Below are 14,238 nucleotides of genomic sequence, written 5' to 3'. Positions count from 1 at the left end.
TTTTGTATAGGTAATTTCAGCGTGATTATTGTTAGATATTTGATCCGCGAAACACTCAAGAGCCAATTTGCGATTTTTTTCGTACTTTTTTTGGTGTTTGTAAGCCAGAAATTCATAAGTGTTCTTGCTGATGCTTCTGATGGGGATATTCCTGCTGGATTGATTTTCTCGATTGTTGGTTTGAACATGCCAGCAATGGGTCTGTTAATGCTGCCTTTAAGTCTGTATATCGGCATATTGATCACATTTGGTCGTCTGTATGCAGAGAGCGAAATTGTCGTAATGAACGCGACAGGTATTGGTAATAAATTCTTGGTTCAAGCGGCCTTATACCTAGCGTTGATTACTTCAGCGGTGGCGGCTTTCAATGCGTTGTGGCTATCGCCGTGGTCTCAAGACCGCGTTGAGCAGCTTTATGAGCAGGTAGCGTCAGAAAACAGCGTTGACCTACTTAAAAAAGGTCAGTTCCAAGGTACACCAGACGGTTCATCGGTTGTGTTCATCGATGACATTAAAGACAATACCTTGAGCAACGTTTTTGTTGCGCAGATGCGCCCTCGAGATTCAGTGTTACCGAGTGTGATGTTCTCATCTTCTGGTGAAGTAAAAGAGCTTTCGGACGGTCGTCAGATCATCACTATGAAAGAAGGTACGCGTTATGAAGGTGTGCCTACTCGCGTTGAATATATGATCACGAAATTCGATGAATACGAAGGTGTTATCGGCCAACGTGAGGTCAAAAAGAAAGGGCGAGACTGGGAAGCATACCCAACGGTTGACTTGATAGGTCACCCAGATCCAGAGGCGCAAGCGGAGCTACAATGGCGAATTTCGTTATTTGTGTGTATTCCACTCTTAACAATGCTCGTTATTCCTTTGTCTGCGGTGAATCCGCGTCAGGGACGGTTTGCCAAAATGGGGCCTGCGATTCTGATCTATCTAGCGTATTTCTTGGCGATCAGTGCAACCAAATCTGCATTAGAAGATGGTGACATCCCGGCTGCTATTGGTATGTGGCCAATCAATGCGATGTTGCTGATTGTTGCTATCATGGCGAATATGATGGACAGCGTTGCTGCTAGACGAATAAAAGACAAATTCCGCAAGAAGAGGCTCGCGTAAGCTGTGTTCAAAATCTTAGACCTTTACATCGGTAGAACCATCATCTCTACCACTGCCTTGGTTTTAGCGACGTTTGTTGGCTTATCGGGCATCATCAAATATGTAGAACAGCTACGTAAAGTAGGGCGAGGTGTGTACGACCTCACTCATGCGTTGTACTTTGTGTTACTCAGTGTGCCGCGTGATATCGAAATGTTCTTTCCAATGGCGGCATTACTCGGTGCCCTGATCGGCTTAGGTATGTTGGCTTCAAGCTCTGAGCTGGTGGTGATGCAAGCTGCTGGTTTCTCTAAGCTGGATATCGGGTTATCGGTACTAAAAACGGCCGTCCCACTCATGATTGTCGTTATGGCGTTAGGCCAATGGGGCGCTCCTGAGGCCCAGAAGATGGCCCGTGACTTACGTGCGTTTGCGATATCAGGTGGTAGCATTGTGTCTGTGCGCTCAGGTGTGTGGGCTCGTGACGCAAACGACTTTATCTTTATCGGTAAAGTCGAAGACGACAAGCTTTATGCTTTAAATATGTGGCGTTTTGATGATGATAAGAATCTACAAAAAGTTATTTTCGCCGAAGAAGTCGACTACCAACAAGATAACAACTGGCTGATGCGCTACGTACAAATTACGGACATGGAAAATGAAAACGTAATTTCAAAGCAAGACATCGAACAGATGGAGTGGCACACCTCTTTGGCACCAGATAAGCTAGCTGTGGTGACCGTGAAGCCAGAAGAATTGTCACTGAGCGGTTTGTATGATTATGTGACTTACCTGAAAGCATCGGAACAAGATGCATCTCGCTATGAGTTGGCGTTTTGGCGTAAGTTGACTCAGCCGCTTTCAATTGCTGTGATGATGTTAATGGCGCTATCTTTTGTTTTCGGTCCACTCAGAAGCGTGACCATGGGGGCAAGGGTATTGTCGGGCGTGGTTGCCGGGTTTACTTTTTACATATCCAGTGAGTTCTTTGGTCCATTAAGCTTGGTGTATGGCATATCCCCAGTGTTTGGTGCTTTGGCCCCGAGTTTGGTGTTCTTAGCTATTGCGATTGCACTGCTACGAAGAAAGCTATAACTGAAGCATCATCGAATAAACCAAGTTTTACCGAACCAAATGTAAAAGGAAGGCATTACGCCTTCCTTTTTTGTGTTCCTAGACAAGTTAATTTGCCTTAGGTAATACAACAACCTCTGTTTTGGCCCAAATGTCGTGGAAACCACGTTTCTTCGGATCAATCGGTACAGTCAAATTTGCCAAGCCAAAGCCAGATGTCGAAATACGAATCAGAGCTTGAGTTACCGTAATTGGTGCTCCGTCTTTGGCATTGCGAACTCGAAGCTTCCAAGCGCGCATCCCAAGAGTTTGTCCTGCTCGCGTCCAGAAGAACACAAAGAAATATATCCACACACCCGCAAGGTAAAGTGTAAATAGAGGGCTCAATACAGGGTGCTTTCCGAGCATATCTGCGGCATCAGCGTACTCGCCATAGCTCAACAATCCTGCTGCATTTAGTGCAAACACAACGGCCATAACAATACCTGCGGCCATCATTTCAATTGCGATAATAATCAATGTGTCGTAAATCAACGCTGCAAGTCGACGAAAGAGACCAGCAGGTGGAAGAGTTGTAGACGTTGTCATTATTCCATCACTTACCTTAAAAATTGTGCGTCAGAATATAGATTCCCTCACCAAGAGAAAAGAGACCTAACGCACAGAGTCTTTAATTGTGTATAAACTAAGTGACTTTTCTGCCCTACGTTATCAGCACATGTCATGATACACGAGGCCGTGCAGCAATATGTTTCAACTGAATTCGATTCTCTTAACCATTGGCTCTTTGGTCTGTGACCAGATTAGATAGCTGAGAGAGTTGGTGTTTCTCATCTTCGGTATAATGTTGGCTTAATGAAAGCTCTAAAGCTTTTTCTGACAGCTTGATTGCTGGTGACAAAAATAACTTAGGGTGCATACTAGAGAGAGCTAGCAAGGCCTTTTGTAGGCGAATCTGTATTTGGAGTTGCGCTGCACCATCGTGTGCTATCGGCAAAAAGACATCATCAAACAAATCCTGGCAGCTCAATGCGGGCACAAATAGTCTAGGATATCGAGTTTTGGTAGGCGGCTCACTGAGTAGGTCTCCCCATAATGAAAGTGCTCGTACAGAACGCCCAAGAACGTCAATTGCGGTGCCATTATCATTTACAGCCGGAGATAGTGCTCGTGAGGCGATTTCCGCCATAACGACTAAACCAAAGCGAGGGTCCTGATCATATGAACGCTCTGTTCGAATCGTGAAGGCTGCCGTTACTTCGCTTTCGTCTGGCAATTCTCCACAAACACAAGCCAATGGTTGACCTACGTACACAAAACTTCCCGGTTGTCGCTCAAGGTAGATGGTGCATTGGTTTGCTTCAGCAATACTATCGAGATGATGCATATCAACATGCTGTAAGTAGCCAATTTCTTGGCTCAAAATAGGTTTACTTCCTCTGGGTTTATGTTCTGGGTGGCTCCACGGGTGAGCACCTAGCCAACGCTCTTTGCCCCGTTTTCTTATCGCATCTAACAAGGCTTGCTCCACGTATGAAGTGGTTTCACTGACCCTTCCTAGTACGGAAAGGTGCTGAATCCAACGTAGCAGAGTGAGTATGATCATCACGATTACGGCGATAGTTACGATGAACAGATAAATTTGTGCTTGTTGATGATAGGCCCCAATACCTAGCGCGATAATTCCTACCAAACTAAATAGAAAAGAGCCAAGAAAGGTTGCTAAGGCATTTTGTGTTGTGCTGTCTTCCATCAACAGTTTTGTCGCTCGCGGCGTTACCCCTGCACTAGCGGCACTGTACGCTGAGACCATAATATTGAGAGAGAATGTAGTCACTGCAAGCATGGAGGTTGCGAGGATATTTAATATGTTGTTCAACAAATCCTTGCTGACGTTGATGGCAGGGGGCAGAGTAATGAACTGGTTTAAAACAATCGACATTAAGGCGGTAGCAACAGCAAGTAATGCGTAGAGTGACGTCCGGACCCACAGTTTTCGCGTCATCTGTTTCAGTAACCACTGCCATTTTGACCCAGTCATTCTTTGCTCCTATTCAGTTCTCACTAGAAAGTCGATAGAAAATTCAGAAAGTTATTCTTGCTTAAGCATAGGTTAAATGCCCGTCGTTCTGCTTGATATTTCATGCATCACGAAAGTAAGAAAGCTGCTTGCTTCAAAGAATGGTGCTCTTGAGGTGTGAATTACCACGATTCTGTTACCTTAATTGATAGATGAATTAAAAGTATGTGGTTGAAAAGAGGTAGCGCATGATTGTAATTACAGGTGCAAGTAGCGGTTTAGGGGCGGAACTAGCAAAGCGTTATGATGCGGAAGGCAAAGAGACGTATGTAATAGGAAGAAATACAGAAAAACTATCCGCACTAGCAAAACAACTCTCTCATAACGTTGGTTATCAAGCTTGCAACCTCTCATCGCACCAAAATGTGAAACAGCTCTTTGATGGGGTGAAACAGTCCCCTGAAATGGTCATTCATAGTGCGGGAAGTGGTTATTTTGGCTTACTGGAAGAGCAGGAGCCGGAAGAGATTCAAAAGTTGATTGATAACAACCTGAATTCTGCGATTCATGTGTTAAGAGAGTTAGTAAAGCGTTACAAAGATCATCCAATAAAAGTGGTCATGATCATGTCCACAGCCGCGCAACAACCTAAAGCGCAAGAGTCTACGTATTGTGCAGTGAAATGGGCCATCAAAGGATTAATTGAGTCGGTTCGTTTGGAGCTAAAAGGAAAACCTATGAAAATTATCGCGGTTTATCCTGGTGGAATGGATACGGAATTCTGGAAAACAAGCGGCAATACGATGGACACGAGTCACTTCATGCAAGCAGAAGATACCGCAGAGATGCTCCATAATGCGTTGTCGAGCATTGGGAATGGTTATGTTTCTGATATTACAGTGAATAGAACTTAAAAAGAGTTTCGTATACTCATTTTCATCTGGAAGAGTAGTAGAAAATGGAGCGTACGTTTCTTATGAGTACAGCTTTGTCACACTTTGTGGCGAAATTATCAGCAAACGATAGTTATTTAAGGTATTTCTGCTTGCGCAGGTCAAAAGCTTACGTATAATGCCAACCATCAAAGGGCAATAGCCCAAAGATGCCGGTGTGGTGAAATTGGTATACACGACGGATTCAAAATCCGTTGCCTTCGGGCGTGGCGGTTCAAGTCCGCCCACCGGTACCATATCAGAAAGGTCGCTTTTATAGCGGCCTTTCGTCGTTTTAGGTGCTCGTAAATATCAAAAGGAAGTTAGCGTTGCCTTCGCGGTGACGGCAGGAATGCCAGTCCAATCAACTCCGTCCACCGGTACCATATTTTAAGACAGAGCCTCGATGAAAGTCGGGGCTTTGTTGTATCTGGATCTTCAAAACAAAAAAGCGCGAGGGGTATGCCTCGCGCAAACTACTACATGGTGATAGTAGGAACAGCCTATAGAGCTGTGAACAAGGTATTTTGAGTGTTCGGAGTCCAGTCTGCTTGGGACACGTGCGGTACATCAACTAGATAACGCAAACCTTGATAAGTCACCACATCACCTTGTTTATAGGAAACATTCTGAGTCCAGTTAGTGGCTGGGTCTGCATTTGTCCAGAGGCTAGAGGTTGGAGACGGTGCCCAATCTTGTTGTGCAGTATGGTTTGTTACAGCCTGGTATACAGTACCTAGGTGTAAGACGTAATCGCCAGCGTCGTAGTTATGACCAACTTGCCAGTTCGGTGTGTAGTTATCCATTGTGTCGAAGTCATAACCCGCTTGTTTTGCTAACTGTATAAACTTAGCGAGCTTAGGTAAGTTTTGCGTTGCCCCCATGCCACGCTTACCATCTTCAAATAGGAACTCGTGAGTTAAAACGATAACTTTATCGGCGTGTAAAGGTGTACCACATGGGAACTCTTGAGCTTTGGAGTTGATCGGGTTAATCGTTGTTGGTGCACAAGTGTTTAACGCGGAATCCACATATCCAAGAAATGCTTCTGCTTCTGTAAGGCTGTTTGCTGGCATTTCAATGCCCCAATTTTCAGGTGCCCAGTCCACATCCCAACCGTGAGTTTGATAGCCGTTATTCGCTAGGATATTTTGAACCTCGATAGCTGCTTTTACACTGTTGGATGGGTTGGATGTATCGCATACATATCCTGGTTCCCAAGGTTTCAGGTCATCAGACGTGGCACATAACCCATCTGCTTTGAAGTCTTTCGTCACGCGCCAACCGTTGGTGTAGGGCAGTCTAGCAAACTCTGTTGCCTTGTAGTTCGGGTAGCTTGTAATGTTCGGCAAATACTTTGCTAACACAGATAAGTTTTCCGTAAACATTGAGGCATCGTAAACAGGGTCTTGATACGAGTTAAGCTGGTGGTCCCCGGTCGCATTACACTCCGCAGCACTGTTCGGTCCAAATTCATCCACGCAGTTGTGCACCATGTGATCGTAACTGTGGTTCGCAACAATATGACCAGTGTCTAATGCGAGCTTTAAGGCTTCTAGGGAACGGTCTTCATTCTCATCACCAATTCCATCTAAATGCCAAGCATTAAAGTAAAACGTCGCTTTGATATCTTCCTGGTTAAGTACTTGAATAACGTCAATAGATGCATTGATTGGTCCATCATCAAACGTTAGATAAATGGTGCCTTTAGAGTCGGTTTGAGCAAATGAGTGTTGTGATAGTGCGGCACTTACAAGCGTTGCAATAGCCAATTTATTAAATTTCATTCTCTATTCCTTTTAAGAAATTAATAACGACGTTGTCAGTAGTAAAATATTGATAATTTGAAACTTAATGTGATGTCTTAAATTATTTTATGACTTTTATCCTAGACCTAAATAATTACAAAAAAATAGGTGGTATTTTCTAAATTGGGATTGTGTTCACGAATAATGCAACCGGTTGCGCTTTTTTGTCTTGGTTATTTTTGCTACAGTTTTTACAGGTTGAAATTTACACAACGGGAGTAAGACTATGAAAAAGATCCTTTTATGCTGTAGCGCAGGGATGTCCACCAGTATGCTTGTTAAGAAAATGGAGCAAGCTGCTGAAAATAAAGGAATTGAGTGCAAAATTGATGCAATGTCAGTGAATGCGTTTGAAGATGCAATTAAAGAGTACGATGTTTGTCTTCTCGGGCCTCAAGTACGTTTTCAGCTAGAAGAGCTAAGAAAAACGGCGCAAGAGCATGGTAAAAACATTGATGCTATTTCTCCTCAGCATTATGGAATGATGAAGGGAGAAGAAGTACTAGAGCAAGCATTAGAATTAATTAACTAAACTATAGTTTTAAATTAAAAAGATAACTGTACATCAAATATAAATATTTGATGCGGGATTCTTTTGCCTAAAATAAGGATGGACTCTATGAAGCTTTATGACGCAATTATAGGCGCAGTCGAAAAGCATATAGCCCCTATAGCAGCTAAAGTGGGGAATCAGCCCCATGTTCGCGCAATGAGAGACGGTTTTATTGTCGCAATGCCGTTTATTATTGTCGGTAGTTTCATTTTGATTTTTGCATTCCCCCCATTTGCCGAAGATACAACCTTTACTTTTGGTCGAATTTGGCTCGATTTCGCCACTACACATTTTGATACCATAATGATGCCCTACAACATGTCGATGGGGATCATGACCATTTTTGTTTCGCTGGGCGTTGCTTATAGTTTAGCTAAGGCTTACAAGATGGATGGGATCACGAGTGCTGTATTGTCACTAATGTCTTTTTTACTCATTGCGGCCCCAGCTAAAGATGGCGCGTTGTCTATGTCTCACATGGGCGGAACCGGGATCTTCACCGCAGTGATGTGTGCATTTTTCTCGGTGGAGCTCTACCGTTTTATGAAAAAGCACAATATTACGATTCGCATGCCAGAGCAGGTGCCACCGGCGATTGCGCGATCATTTGAAGTATTGCTACCAGTCTTAGCGATATTCATTACCTTATATCCACTTAGCCTTTTCGTACAAACCCAGTACGACATGCTGATTCCAGATGCTGTTATGGCTATCTTTAAACCGCTAATTAGTGCGTCTAACTCATTGCCTGCCATTATTGGCGCTTTATTGCTTTGCCAGCTGCTTTGGTTTGCGGGTATTCATGGTGCTGCAATTGTTGTTGGACTGCTTTCTCCAATCTTTTTGACCAACATTGGTGCCAACATTGAAGCCTTTGTTGCAGGTGAACCGATTCCAAATGTATTTACTCAACCGTTCTGGGATTTTTACATCTTTATTGGCGGCTCTGGTGCAACACTTGCTCTTGTTATGCTGATGTCGTTTAGCCGTTCTGTTCACCTTAAGAGCATTGGTCGAATGAGTGCGGTGCCTGGCTTTTTCCAAATCAACGAACCAGTGATCTTCGGTAGCCCTGTTGTGATGAACCCGACCTTGTTTATCCCGTTCGTCTTCGCTCCAGTCATCAACGCTACGATTGCGTATTTTGCTGTGCATGTCGGCTTTGTGGGTATGGGTGTCGCTACAACACCTTGGACAACACCGGCACTGATAGGTGCTTCGTGGGGTAGCGGTTGGACCTTTGCGCCAGTATTGCTCGTCATTGGTTTATTAATTCTTGATCTAATCATCTACTTCCCATTCTTCAAAATGTTTGAGAAGCAAATGTTGGAGCAAGAACTACCAACGACGAAGGAAACTAAAGGTGACACGCAGCCGTCAGGCGAAGGCGTTACTGCTTAACTGTGCTTAATGGGCCGCAATTACCGCGGCCCGATTTTCGGAGAGAAAATGATGGAACAAGAATTGGTTGTAATGGAGATCATTTGCAATGCTGGTGAAGCCAGAAGTTTAAGCTACGAGGCATTGCGTTTATCTCGAGAACAAGATTTTGAAGCGGCTGATGAGAAGCTCTCTCAAGCAAGAGAGTGCATTAATAAAGCCCACTTAATACAGACTCAGCTTATTGAAGAAGATCAGGGAGAAGGGAAAGTCCCGATTACGTTAGTGATGGTGCATGCTCAAGATCACCTAATGACTACGATTTTGGCTCAAGAGATGGCTGTAGAAATCGTCGCACTGAACAAAAAAATCTCGAACAAATAAAGGGGGATGAAAATGTCTAGAGAGGCGATCAAGCTTGCCATTATTGGCGGTGGTAGTAGCTATACCCCGGAATTGGTTGAAGGGGTTATTAAGCGCTTAGAATATTTACCCGTTAAGAAAATCCATTTTGTGGACATTGAGTCAGGAGCTGAGAAGCTTGAGATCATCAAAGGATTGGCTCAGCGAATGGTCGATAAAGCCGGAGCAAAAATTGAGATAAAAGCCGGTTTCGATCGCCGTGCTGCGATAAAAGATGCGGATTTTGTGATGACGCAGTTTCGTGTTGGTGGCCTTGCTGCACGCGCTAACGATGAGCGAATCCCAATCAAGTACGACGTCATCGGCCAAGAAACAACGGGCCCTGGTGGTTTTGCTAAAGCACTGCGAACCATTCCGGTCATTCTTGATATCTGTAAAGACATTGAAGAGTTGGCTCCAAACGCATGGATGCTCAATTTCACCAACCCAGCGGGTTTAGTTTCCGAAGCGGTCAGTAAGTACACCAAAGTAAAGAGTATTGGTTTATGCAATGTGCCCGTTTCAATGGAAATGATGATTGCAGAAATGATGGAGTGCGAGCCAAAAGAGCTGCAACTTGAGTTTGCTGGGTTAAACCATCTCGTGTGGGTACACAAAGCATGGCTCAATGGGGAAGATATTACTCAAACGGTATTAGAGAAAGTCGGTGATGGTGCCAACTTCAGTATGAAGAATATCTGGGAAGAGCCGTGGGATCCGGCATTTCTAAAAGCACTGGGGGCGATACCATGTCCTTATCATCGTTACTTCTACCAAACTGATGCCATGCTTGCTGAAGAGAAACAAAGTGCCGATGAAAAAGGCACTCGTGCTGAGCAGGTAATGGAAACAGAAAATGCGCTATTTAAGCTCTATCAAGATCCTACCCTCGATCATAAGCCGAAAGAGTTAGAGGAGCGGGGTGGTGCTTATTATTCTGATGCATCACTGAACCTAGTTGATTCAATTTATAACAATCGTAATAGTATTCATGTTGTTAACGTTTTAAATAATGGAGCGATCAACGGCCTACCTGACGATGCTGTGATTGAATGTAGTGCCGTGATTGGTAGCTGGGGGGCGAAACCTCTTGCGGTTGGCGAGTTGTCAAACAATATCAAAGGATTACTCCATCAAGTTAAAGCGTATGAGCAGCTAACAATAGAAGCTGCTGTCGAAGGTAATTATGACAAGGCGCTTATGGCATTAACCAATAACCCATTGGTGCCTGACATTGGCCGCGCCAAGTCAATCCTGGATGATATCCTAGCGGTGAACGCTCCGTATTTACCTCAATTTAAACTAACGACGTTGTAAGACTAAGGAAGGGCGCCGATGAAAGTCATTTTTAATGCTGATGATTTTGGTTTAACGAGAGGTGTAAATAGCGGCATCGTTAAAGCTCATCAGCAAGGTGTGGTTCATTCAACCACCATGATGGTGGGTATGGATGCTGAGCAACATGCCTTAGAACTAGCTCGCCATAATCCAGACTTGAAAATTGGCGTTCATCTTAGGTTTACAGCAGGTGTGCCTATAACGAAGCATCCTAACTTGACCAACGGCCGAGCGCACTTTATCAACTATGACGAACTTTGGAGTAAGCAGGACTTCGAAACTCAGGTCATTTATGATGAAGCAAAAGCTCAGGTGGAACATTTTTTATCGCTTGGGTTAGAGCTAAGCCACTTAGATAGCCATCATCACGCGCATACTCACCCTCAAATTTTGCCCGTTATTAAAGACGTAGCGAATGAATACAGAGTGCCACTGCGGGGCACTGGCTTGTGTCAAGAATCGATGACAATCAGGTATATCTTTACTGATGAGTTTTATGATCAAAAAGTGAGCTTGGATGGCTTAATGGCACATCTATTGAGCTTAAAAGCTGACTATGACTTGGTTGAGGTGATGTGCCACCCGGCAGAGGCCGATCAGGCGCTTATCTTAAAGAGTGGCTATGCGCTTCAGCGAGAGCTAGAGTTACAAGTTCTTACCTCTCCCATTTTAAAAGAACAGTTAGCTCATCATGGCATAACTGTCACGGATTACTCTGAGCTTGTTTCTACCAATCAAATGGTCGGTGTATGATTAAAGGCTGCCAGCTTCGCCCCCTATAGCACCTTACGAATTGCTGGCAGCCGTTCTACATAAACGAATATTTAATAACAATTGCAGTTGGACCCAATAGCATTATGGCAAGGATTAAAGATGTAGCCGAACTCGCCGGTGTAAATCGCTCTACCGTTTCTCGAATTATTAATGGAGAGGGGAAATTTCGCGAGGAAACTCGAAAAAAAGTAGAGCAAGCTATGGCGCAATTGAATTATCGTCCTAGTGCAATTGCTCGTTCACTCGCAACCTCATCCAGTAATATGGTTGGGTTATTGGTGACTTACTATACGGGGGGCTTCTTTGGCGAGATGATGGAGCAGGTTCAGACCGAGCTGGATATTCATAAGAAGTTTTTGATTACAGCTCAAGGCCATCATTCTGCACAAGGTGAAAAAGAGGCAATTCAGCGTTTTAATGATTTACGTTGTGACGGCTATGTACTTCATAGTCGTTATTTGTCAGATGATGACTTACGTGAATTAGCTAAACAGCCAACACCTTTCGTTCTCCTGGATCGCTACGTGGAAGGAATAGAAGAGCGTTGTGTTACCTTTAACCATCATCATGCAAGCCGTATTGCCGTTGAGCACCTTTTAGCTGGTGGTCATCGAAAGATTGCTTGTATTGCCGGTCCATCCCAACGTCATAACAGTGTATTGAGAAAGCTTGGGTATATTGATGCAATGAAGGATGCTGGTATAGATATTGATGAAAGCTGGTGTGAAGAAGGGAATTATGGTCGGCAAAGTGGTTATGATGCAATGGCTGCAATTTTACAACGACACCCTGATGTGACGGCTGTCTTTTCGTGCAGTGAAGAAATGACGGTTGGCGCAATGCAGTACTTACACGAGCACAGTATTTCTGTACCAGAGCAAATCTCATTAACTAGCTTTGACAGTGTTGATCTTTGTGAAAGTCTTTACCCTACAGTATCAGCAGTGCACTTTCCTATCAGTGATATGGCCCGTGTAGCGGTACAAACGTTAATGGGGCTAGTCAAAGATCAAGAAGTAATAGACAAGCCAGTGTTCGAGGCCAAGCTTAAAATACGCAAAGCAGATCGCTCCTTAAAGTAGCTTACTTCTATCTAATTAAGTGAGTCGCTTAGAAATAACGGTTTGATGTTTTGATAGTTACTGATGAATTTATTCACAAAATTTACTAGTATTCTAACTCTCTTAAGAAATATAAATCAGTAGTGAATAAGTGGCAGCCATTAAACTAACGGTCGATCGTATTCAACCCGGATTACATATCCGTCTTCCGCTAAAGTGGAACGATCACCCCTTTCTACTCAATAGCTTTAAGATTAAAGACCAAGAGCAAGTCGAGATGATCCGCCACCTCGGCGTAAAGTTCGTTTACTTTAATCCAGAGCAAAGCGATGCCGTTCCACTCCCTGTTGATCAAAGACAAGCTGACAGAGTAACAAATGAAGCGTCGTTAGATCATGAAACTCAAAAAATGTGGCAAGAAAAACAGAACCGCATAGAAAAGTTAAGTGCATACCGTCGACGCGTGATTCAGTGTGAAAAAGAGTTTGAGCGCTCTCTGGCACGTATGCGTTCAGTCATGACTAAAATCCGTAACCGTCCGACAGCAGCAGTTGATGAAGCAAAGCTTCTTATTGAAGATATCGTCGAGAAGTTAATGTGCGATGATAATGTTACGTTACATCTGATGAACGGAAAAAATGAGTTTGAAGATATTTATTTCCACTCATTGAACGTGGCTGTTATCTCTATGATGATTGGCTGTGCTAAAGGGTACTCAGCAGCACAGTTGAAAGAGCTTTCCTTTTCCGCACTATTCCATGATATCGGGAAAATAAAAATCCCGACTGCAATATTAAGAAAGCAACTACCTCTAACAGAGCCAGAAACCAACTACTTAAAGTTGCATACTAAATATGGCGTCGATCTTGCGAGTCAAATCGAGGCTTTTCCCGAAGTCGCGAGAATTGTGATTGCGCAGCACCATGAGCTAAGAGATGGGTCTGGTTATCCTAAAGGCCTGAAAGGAGATGAGATCAACGAGTTTGCTCAAATTATTGCTGTAGCCAATGCGTTTGATAACTTGTGTCATACACCGATAGTCTCAGATCAAAAGATTCCTTATACCGCACTCTCTCATTTATATAAGAACTGTAAACACCTATATAAAGAAGAGAACCTGAACATCCTAATTAAGTTTATGGGCGTGTTTCCTCCGGGTACCGTAGTTCAGCTTTCTAATAATATGGTCGGCCTGGTTATCTCAGTGAATGCATCGCATTTATTATTCCCGAATGTCTTGGTTTACGATCCATCAGTACCAAGGACGCAAGCGCCAATCATTGATCTTGCCTCAAAAGATATAAAGATAGTTAACGCGATTCATCCGTCAAAATTACCGGATAAAGTAAAAGAGTATCTAAATCCGCGTTCGCGTATTTCTTATTTCTTTGATAGTGATGAGTAGTTATCCACAGCTTTTTGTGGGTAAATTGTATAAATCCTGAGTGTTATTTCTGGGTAATTTTAGGGTTGGATGGAAAGTATCCATTTGGCATGTTTTTTTAGAAAAAATGCACTTTTAGTATTGCCAAAGAAAATCTTCTCCCTATAATGCGCATCCATCGACACGGCAGACGCCACAAGGCTTTAGCAGGGTCGAAGAGGTAAAAAGCTTCTACAAAAAATTAGTTTAAAAAAGTGTTTGACACTAACAACTAAATCGCTAGAATGCACCTCCGCTTTGAGAGAAAAACTTCTCGTAAAGCAAGCTCTTTAACAATATAGACCTATCAATCTGTGTGGGCACTCGTTGATGATAATCCAATTAGATACTTCGGTATCAAATTAGGTTTCA

At 43.5% G+C, this 14,238-nt stretch carries 13 protein-coding genes and 1 tRNA gene; 11 read left to right on the top strand and 3 right to left on the bottom strand.

Annotation, left to right across the window (positions count from 1 at the left end):
- The first annotated feature begins 21 nt into the window (after positions 1–21).
- Both lptF and lptG read left to right on the top strand, forming a co-directional pair.
- Entirely contained in the window at positions 22–1,122 is a 1,101-nt protein-coding gene (gene lptF, locus R7Z78_RS19770; RefSeq protein WP_005381072.1) for an LPS export ABC transporter permease LptF, read from the top strand.
- Between the two features lie 3 nt (positions 1,123–1,125).
- On the top strand, positions 1,126–2,196 hold the full coding sequence (gene lptG, locus R7Z78_RS19765; protein WP_005381071.1) for an LPS export ABC transporter permease LptG: 1,071 nt from the start codon (positions 1,126–1,128) through the stop codon (positions 2,194–2,196).
- A gap of 87 nt (positions 2,197–2,283) precedes the next feature.
- Here the strand turns inward: lptG and R7Z78_RS19760 are convergent, their stop codons facing one another.
- Positions 2,284–2,763: an RDD family protein gene (locus R7Z78_RS19760; RefSeq protein WP_005381070.1), complete on the bottom strand. Its 480-nt coding sequence runs from the start codon at positions 2,761–2,763 to the stop codon at positions 2,284–2,286.
- A gap of 184 nt (positions 2,764–2,947) precedes the next feature.
- Positions 2,948–4,216, bottom strand: coding sequence for a DUF2254 domain-containing protein (locus R7Z78_RS19755; RefSeq protein ID WP_005381069.1), 1,269 nt, complete (start codon positions 4,214–4,216; stop codon positions 2,948–2,950).
- 227 nt (positions 4,217–4,443) lie between these two features.
- On the opposite strand from R7Z78_RS19755, the gene R7Z78_RS19750 reads away from it, so the two are divergent.
- On the top strand, positions 4,444–5,109 hold the full coding sequence (locus R7Z78_RS19750) for an SDR family NAD(P)-dependent oxidoreductase (protein WP_005381068.1): 666 nt from the start codon (positions 4,444–4,446) through the stop codon (positions 5,107–5,109).
- Between the two features lie 190 nt (positions 5,110–5,299).
- Positions 5,300–5,384, top strand: a tRNA-Leu gene (locus R7Z78_RS19745).
- 246 nt (positions 5,385–5,630) lie between these two features.
- Here R7Z78_RS19745 and R7Z78_RS19740 read toward each other — a convergent pair.
- Positions 5,631–6,914 carry a carbohydrate-binding protein gene (locus R7Z78_RS19740; protein WP_005381066.1) on the bottom strand — a complete coding sequence of 428 codons (1,284 nt, stop codon included), beginning with the start codon at positions 6,912–6,914 and terminating at the stop codon, positions 5,631–5,633.
- A 247-nt stretch (positions 6,915–7,161) separates the two neighbouring features.
- Between R7Z78_RS19740 and R7Z78_RS19735 the strand changes: the two genes are divergently transcribed.
- From R7Z78_RS19735 to R7Z78_RS19705, 7 genes are all read left to right on the top strand, one after another.
- Positions 7,162–7,467 (top strand): PTS sugar transporter subunit IIB, encoded by a 306-nt coding sequence (locus tag R7Z78_RS19735; protein WP_025767645.1) that lies wholly within the window; start codon positions 7,162–7,164, stop codon positions 7,465–7,467.
- Positions 7,468–7,554: 87 nt separating this feature from the next.
- On the top strand, positions 7,555–8,889 hold the full coding sequence (locus R7Z78_RS19730) for a PTS sugar transporter subunit IIC (RefSeq protein WP_005381064.1): 1,335 nt from the start codon (positions 7,555–7,557) through the stop codon (positions 8,887–8,889).
- A 51-nt stretch (positions 8,890–8,940) separates the two neighbouring features.
- Positions 8,941–9,252, top strand: a complete 312-nt coding sequence (locus R7Z78_RS19725; RefSeq protein ID WP_104976030.1) for a PTS lactose/cellobiose transporter subunit IIA — start codon at positions 8,941–8,943, stop codon at positions 9,250–9,252.
- A gap of 12 nt (positions 9,253–9,264) precedes the next feature.
- The gene (locus R7Z78_RS19720) at positions 9,265–10,587 is read left to right on the top strand and encodes a 6-phospho-beta-glucosidase (RefSeq protein WP_005381048.1); all 1,323 of its coding nucleotides are present in this window, start codon (positions 9,265–9,267) and stop codon (positions 10,585–10,587) included.
- A gap of 18 nt (positions 10,588–10,605) precedes the next feature.
- On the top strand, positions 10,606–11,361 hold the full coding sequence (gene chbG, locus R7Z78_RS19715) for a chitin disaccharide deacetylase (RefSeq protein ID WP_104975630.1): 756 nt from the start codon (positions 10,606–10,608) through the stop codon (positions 11,359–11,361).
- Positions 11,362–11,465: 104 nt separating this feature from the next.
- Positions 11,466–12,464, top strand: coding sequence for a LacI family DNA-binding transcriptional regulator (locus tag R7Z78_RS19710; RefSeq protein WP_005381031.1), 999 nt, complete (start codon positions 11,466–11,468; stop codon positions 12,462–12,464).
- Between the two features lie 130 nt (positions 12,465–12,594).
- The gene (locus tag R7Z78_RS19705) at positions 12,595–13,848 is read left to right on the top strand and encodes an HD-GYP domain-containing protein (RefSeq protein WP_104975629.1); all 1,254 of its coding nucleotides are present in this window, start codon (positions 12,595–12,597) and stop codon (positions 13,846–13,848) included.
- Positions 13,849–14,238 lie beyond the last annotated feature (390 nt).

It is taken from the genome of Vibrio sp. 1167 (assembly GCF_033340375.1).
In the GTDB taxonomy this organism is placed as follows: Bacteria; Pseudomonadota; Gammaproteobacteria; order Enterobacterales; family Vibrionaceae; genus Vibrio; species Vibrio alginolyticus.
The sequence above is the reverse complement of the archived record's forward strand: the minus strand, read 5'-3'. Positions and strand labels throughout refer to the sequence as shown.